The following is a 6,000-nucleotide window of genomic DNA, read 5'->3' as shown; positions in this document are numbered from 1 at the left end:
CATAGATATAAAAAAGGATATATGAAAGACTAAATGCAATTGTAAGTGTAAATTCAACTAGATTGTTGTGTAAGAGTCTTTTCTACTTAGCTACTTTGAAAGTGGAATTTAACTTTTCACTTCAGCGATGTATCAAAATGACAGCTCTTACCGTTGCCTGATATCGATAAAATATTGTATAATAACAGAACGAGGTGAGAACATGCTTGATTTACAGAAACATAAGGAATATCTATGGAAGTATCTGTTGACATATGGAAAAGCCAGAAAAAAGCGGGAGGACTACCGGCAGCTGGTATTTCCATTTCAAGATATCGTGATAGAGGAAGGAAAGACAGTGGAGGATTATCGCAGAGAGGCTTTAAAGCAACAACTGGAGGCCTGCAGTTCGATAGAAGAGATATTTGATATGATTTCGCTGGAATACAAGGACTATTATTTTATGGAAATCAGCTCTCTGTTACATGATGACCAGACACTGTATTCCCATCTTTTGAAAAAGACAATGGATACAGCCGGAATCACAGATTACATTTCCGCACACAACTATGAATATTTAATAAAATTCGCAGATGAAGAAACACAGCAGTATATCACACAAAAGCTTACACAATAACGCAAAGAAGTCATGAAGCTGCGGTTTATCAGCATAAGCAAAAGGGATCAGGTACATCGTTTCTTTCGATACATTGATCCTTTTGAATTTAGCATGAGCACTGTCTGACGGGATAATAGCTTCAACTCCTTTAGCTGTTTGATTCCCTTTCCATAACAGAGGGCAGGCACCGTCATAGCGGCGATGTATATAAGAAAAAAGTACATCTGAAAAAATGATTTTATCCAGAAAAAGCGGAAAACACCATCATTACAAGAGCATTCTTTTATTAAGAAAACCACACAGGCAAGCGTTTGTATGGAATGCTTCCCAAAGCGGTTAAGGAATTGATAAAGCCAAATACGTAAGGATACTATCATTGTCTTTGTGCATCCTACATAACAAAGTCTTCGTCCTATGCAATAAGATTTTTCTGGTTAAATTTATCGATAGTAAGTAAAACGACATTTCATAAAACCTTTGCGAAAGTGAAAACCTACGAAATGGCAACAGGGAATGCCTTATCTATAGGTTTTCATTTCAAGCTTGTCCGTTTTTCTGCTTCAGTTAAGTCGACATTAGTAAAGCTGCAGCTGTTATCCAACAGCTGTTTTTTTTATGAAATTGAATAATCCCGGGAAAACAAGTGTTTTTTGCATATTTTTCAAAAAGAACCAAGTATGGTGCAAATGCTGATAACGCTTTCAATTTGCACCAAGATGGTGCACAAAGCGAATTTATGAAGCATAGCAATTCTGAATCGTTTACGGTAAGATAAAGGTGCAAAAGAAACCGCATACAACGAAGGGAGGAATCGTTCGTGATTGACCGGATGACAGAAAAAACCATACGACTGCTGCTGGAACAAAAAGAACCGATCACCACGTCCGTGATTGCGAATGAAATCGGTGTTTCGAGAAGCAGCATCAAGCACAATCTGGATTATGTAAAGAAGACACTGCAGAAGGCAGGTGTCCTATTGAATTCCATCCCCGGTAAGGGTGTCTGGTTATCTGCGGATGATCATCAGCGAAAAGCTGTTTTACAGCTGCTACAGGAGAACAGTGATCATTCCTCATCCTATAATTACCGTAAAAAATATATACTGGATGTCTTGTTTGAATACAATTCCAGCTATACGATCCAGCTGTTTGCCGAGGAACTGAACGTGGCACGCAACGTTATTACAAAGGATTTGGAGGTGCTGGAGCAGTGGCTGTTAAAATTTGATTTAAAAATTGTGAAGAAGCGCAATATGGGAATCGGTGTGGCGGGTGGAGAGTTTAATATCCGACAGGCGATTCTGGAGAATAATAAGGAGTTCATGAATGAAATCTATGGCAGTGAACAGGTGCCGGAGGGAATGGATTACCGCATTTCAGAAAAATTCTATAACTACTTTCTGGAAATGTATGACTACTTCGATATCCTGTATCTGCAGGAGCTGTTAAAGGATGTGGAGGATGATCTGGAAATGACATTCACGGATACCGACTACTGGCAGCTTATGGAATATGTTGCCGTGACGCTGCGCAGAGTTCGCAAGGGCAATGTTATTGTGGAAAAGAATATCATGAACAAGCTGAATGTCAATAACGATCAATACACCGCCGCTAAGAATCTGTTTGATACGGCAATTCACGGTCTGCAGGCCTATCTGGGACTGGAAATCCGATGCATGGCGGCTCAGTTCATCGTCTTCAGCAACCATGGACTGGATGATGAAATCAATATGGAATACTTTGATGCGATTACCAGGGAGTTTCTGGAGCATCTCAAAGCAATCGTCGCCAACAAGCGCTTTGTGATCAGTGAGGGACTTGTCCATGATGTGAGTCTCTTTATCCAGAAAAAGAAGGCGCAGGAGACCTTCGCCATATCCAAACGGTACGATTTCCGTCAGGATATCAAGCATCGTTTTCCCAGCCTGTACGGTATTACGCTGACAACGATCGAGGAAGTGGAATCCTGCCTGAAAATCAGCTTCACGGATGATGATATCGCCTATATCGTCATGCTGATCAACAATGCAATCGATGAATCGGATCATCCGGTCAATGCCGTGTTTATCTCGGCAGCCGATTTCCATACATCCAAGTATCAGGCGAATAAAATAATGCGCAATGTGGAAAATCTGGCCATCAGCAAGATTCTGCATTATGAGGATATAAAGGAAAGCTCCATTACTAAATTTGAATTGATTATTACGACCGTACCGCTGGAGCTGAAGAAAAATGTCCTGCTTGTCAGTCGCGAAATCAGCGATGACGATCTTGAAAAGATAAGCCGGGCAATTACAGAGAAGCAGAATGTGGAAGTAGCGGATCGGGATGAAGCCTTCCAGCTGTTTGATCCGAAGCTGATTCTGTGTGATGTGAATGCCAAGCGCAAGGAGGATGTCATATCCAGAGGCTGTCAGCTGCTCTATGAAAAAGGATATGTGAAAAAAGGTTTTGAGAAGAAGATATGGGAGCGGGAGAAGACAACACCGACTTCTATTGGAAACAGTATTGCAGTACCGCATGGCTATAAGACATATGTGAAAAAAAGCGGCATTGTTGTCATGCGTTTAAAGCGTCCGATGAACTGGACATACGAGGATCGTATTGAGATTGTATTTTTAATGGCCATTGATTTCAATACGCAGTCCGAAGTATATAACTTTTTCCAGCAATTCTATGCATTCATTGATGATCGATCAAATATCAAGGCCTTGAAGAATGCAAGGGATGAAATGGAAATCTGGGAGATTCTGCAGCAGAGTGGAATCACCGCATAGAAAGTGAGGGATACGATGAGATTTGGAGTAGATACCTTTATCTGGAGTGAAGTGTTTTCAGAGAAGGATTTGTGGGTCATCACCAAGGCGGAGGAGCTGGGCTTTTCTACCATCGATATCGCCATTGCCCATCCGGAAACCTTTCCTACTGCTTTGGTAAAGGCAGAGATGGCAAAGACGAAGCTGGAGGTTGTCACAACAACGACTCTGGACGCAAAGACGAATTTGATTTCTCCGGATGAGGCAATCCGTAAAAACGGAGTGGAGGCTCTCAAAAGACTGGTGGATATCAACAAAGAATTAGGCAGTACCATCCTCGGCGGTGTGAATTATGCCGGCTGGGGCTGTCTGAGCGGGAAACCGAAGACGGATGAGGAATGGAACCATTCTGTGGAAGCGATGCGTGAAGCTGCCCGGTATGCGAAGGAAACACATCCGCAGCTGCGAATATGCGTGGAGCCGGTGAATCGCTTTGAAACCCACTTCATCAATACTGCAAAGGAGGGCGTACGCTATTGCAAGGCGGTTGGCACCGGAAACATGGCAGTGCATCTGGACTGCTTCCACATGATCCGCGAGGAGACCAGCTATAGGGAAGCGGCCGAAGTGTGTGGAAAAGCGTATCTGGGCTATGTGCATGTATGTGAAAACAACCGCGGTATCCCGGGAACGGGACTGGTACCGTGGGAGGAATTCTTCACAGCATTACATGACATCGGATATGAGGGACCCTGTGTCATTGAATCCTTTGATCCAAGCTTTGAAGAACTGAATGCGAACTGTGCCATATGGCGTAAATTTGCGGATACCGGAGAAGAGCTGGCTGTACAGGGATTAGCCAATTTAAAGCGTATTGCCGCCGGGCTGGGCGTATAAACAGCAGACATATTAAGGAGGATATATAGAAAATGTTAGTGAACATGAAAGAAATCTTGAAGGAAGCAGAAGAAAAGGGGTATGCCATCGGCTGTATCAACACACCGAATATGGAAACACTGCGTGCGGTTGTGGATGCGGCTGAGGAGCTGAATGTGCCGATCATTATCGACCATGCGCAGGTACATGATCCACTGATTCCCATGGAAAGCATTGGTCCAAAGATGGTGGAGTATGCAAAGCAGGCAAAGGTGCCGGTATGTGTGCATCTGGATCATGGCAGTGATTACAGCTTCGTCATGCGTGCGATCCGCTGTGGCTTTTCCAGCATCATGTATGATCTGAGTGCGCTGCCGTTTGAAGAAAACATGGCAAAGCTGAAGGAATTTACGAAAATTGCTCATGATTTAAACATCACAGTGGAAGCTGAATTGGGTATTATGACTAGCACGGAAGAAGACTCTCATGGAGGAAGCATTGGCTGGACACATGAAAGCATCAAAAAGACCTTCACCGACCCACAGCAGGCAGCGGAATTTGCGAGAGAAACCGGTGTGGATGCACTGGCGGTGTGCTTTGGAACAGCGCATGGCATCTATGCGGAACCGCCGCTACTGGATATCGAGAGAGTGAAGGCAATCCGTGCTGCAATGCCGAAGGAAACGCGCGTGGTCATGCATGGAGGCAGCGGAGTAGACGAAGAGCAGGTACGTGCAGCGATCACAGCAGGTTGTTCCAAGGTCAACTATTACAGCTACATGGCAACAGCCGCAAGCAGGCATATCCAGGAATACCTGAACGAACGGGATGGAAAAGCCTTCTGGCATGAGGTGGAAGAGGAAAGCTACCGCTTTATGAAAGAATATGCAAAGGGAGTACTGACTGTATTCAAAAACGGAAAGTAGCACCGGGGGTGAGGAATCGTTATGAACGAAGTAAATTTATCGAAGGTTTTGATCAGGGATACCGTTCTGCTGGATGTCGAGCCGTTTACGGATAAGGAAACCATGTTTGAAACACTGGCCGCAAAATTCGAGGCAGCCGGTATCGTGACAGATGCAAAGCAATATATCAAAGCGCTGGAGGAAAGGGAAACCCTGGGTTCCACCTATATGGGAAACATGATTGCACTGCCGCATGGCAAATGCGATGCTGTAGTAAAACCGGGGATAGGCTTCTGCCGCTGCAAGCAGACATTCCGCTATTGCTCCCATGATGAGGAGGGCGATGTACGCTATGTCTTCATGCTGGCGATTGCCGCTAATCAAAGCTCAGATCAGTACCTGCGGGTGCTTGCCACACTGGCCGGGCTGTTGACGCATGAAGAATTTATCGAAGTACTGGAGCATGCACAAAGCTATGAAGAAATCATTCAGGCTATCAATACCCTGCAATCGAATTGTGCGTAAGGAACACAATGGGAACGGAAAGGAAGGTGAATTTTATGAAAATTGTTGCAATTACATCCTGTGCAACCGGCATCGCTCATACGTATATGGCCGCAGAGGCTATTAAAAAGGAATGCAAAAAGAAGGGGTATGCGTGCAAGGTGGAGATGCAGGGAGCTTTAGGGATTGAAAACAAGCTCTCGGAAAAGGATATCAAGACGGCAGACCTGATCGTTTTTGCCAATGACGTGGGAATCAGTAAGGCAGAACGCTTTGACGCTTATAAGGATAAGATTGTCAGACATACACCGCATCAGGTGATTCAGAAGCCGGATATCATTTTCGAAACACTGAAATAATTC

The 6,000-nt window shown here is 44.3% G+C and carries 6 protein-coding genes; all 6 read left to right on the top strand.

The window, feature by feature from the left end; all coding sequences use genetic code 11:
* Positions 1–202: 202 nt before the first annotated feature.
* The gene (locus tag KSZ58_RS17090) at positions 203–616 is read left to right on the top strand and encodes a hypothetical protein (protein ID WP_008818781.1); all 414 of its coding nucleotides are present in this window, start codon (positions 203–205) and stop codon (positions 614–616) included.
* A 799-nt stretch (positions 617–1,415) separates the two neighbouring features.
* On the top strand, positions 1,416–3,374 hold the full coding sequence (locus tag KSZ58_RS17085; RefSeq protein WP_008818782.1) for a transcription antiterminator: 1,959 nt from the start codon (positions 1,416–1,418) through the stop codon (positions 3,372–3,374).
* A 15-nt stretch (positions 3,375–3,389) separates the two neighbouring features.
* Positions 3,390–4,250: a sugar phosphate isomerase/epimerase gene (locus KSZ58_RS17080; protein ID WP_008818783.1), complete on the top strand. Its 861-nt coding sequence runs from the start codon at positions 3,390–3,392 to the stop codon at positions 4,248–4,250.
* Between the two features lie 32 nt (positions 4,251–4,282).
* Positions 4,283–5,155 (top strand): class II fructose-bisphosphate aldolase, encoded by an 873-nt coding sequence (locus KSZ58_RS17075; protein ID WP_008818784.1) that lies wholly within the window; start codon positions 4,283–4,285, stop codon positions 5,153–5,155.
* 21 nt (positions 5,156–5,176) lie between these two features.
* Positions 5,177–5,659 carry a PTS sugar transporter subunit IIA gene (locus tag KSZ58_RS17070; protein ID WP_002607644.1) on the top strand — a complete coding sequence of 161 codons (483 nt, stop codon included), beginning with the start codon at positions 5,177–5,179 and terminating at the stop codon, positions 5,657–5,659.
* 35 nt (positions 5,660–5,694) lie between these two features.
* Positions 5,695–5,997, top strand: coding sequence for a PTS fructose transporter subunit IIB (locus KSZ58_RS17065; protein ID WP_035303171.1), 303 nt, complete (start codon positions 5,695–5,697; stop codon positions 5,995–5,997).
* Positions 5,998–6,000 lie beyond the last annotated feature (3 nt).

Source organism: Erysipelatoclostridium sp. DFI.2.3 (genome assembly GCF_019132535.1).
Classification (GTDB): domain Bacteria; phylum Bacillota_I; class Bacilli_A; order Erysipelotrichales; family Erysipelotrichaceae; genus Clostridium_AQ; species Clostridium_AQ innocuum.
Note: the sequence above shows the minus strand (reverse complement) of the source record. Positions and strands in the feature narration are given on the sequence as shown.

What these genes read in the sequence shown, in the direction of transcription:
- KSZ58_RS17090 (WP_008818781.1), top strand. Translation starts at nt 203, where the DNA reads ATGCTTGATTTACAGAAACATAAGGAATATCTATGGAAGTATCTGTTG.
- KSZ58_RS17080 (WP_008818783.1), top strand. Translation starts at nt 3,390, where the DNA reads ATGAGATTTGGAGTAGATACCTTTATCTGGAGTGAAGTGTTTTCAGAG.
- KSZ58_RS17075 (WP_008818784.1), top strand. Translation starts at nt 4,283, where the DNA reads ATGTTAGTGAACATGAAAGAAATCTTGAAGGAAGCAGAAGAAAAGGGG.
- KSZ58_RS17070 (WP_002607644.1), top strand. Translation starts at nt 5,177, where the DNA reads ATGAACGAAGTAAATTTATCGAAGGTTTTGATCAGGGATACCGTTCTG.
- KSZ58_RS17065 (WP_035303171.1), top strand. Translation starts at nt 5,695, where the DNA reads ATGAAAATTGTTGCAATTACATCCTGTGCAACCGGCATCGCTCATACG.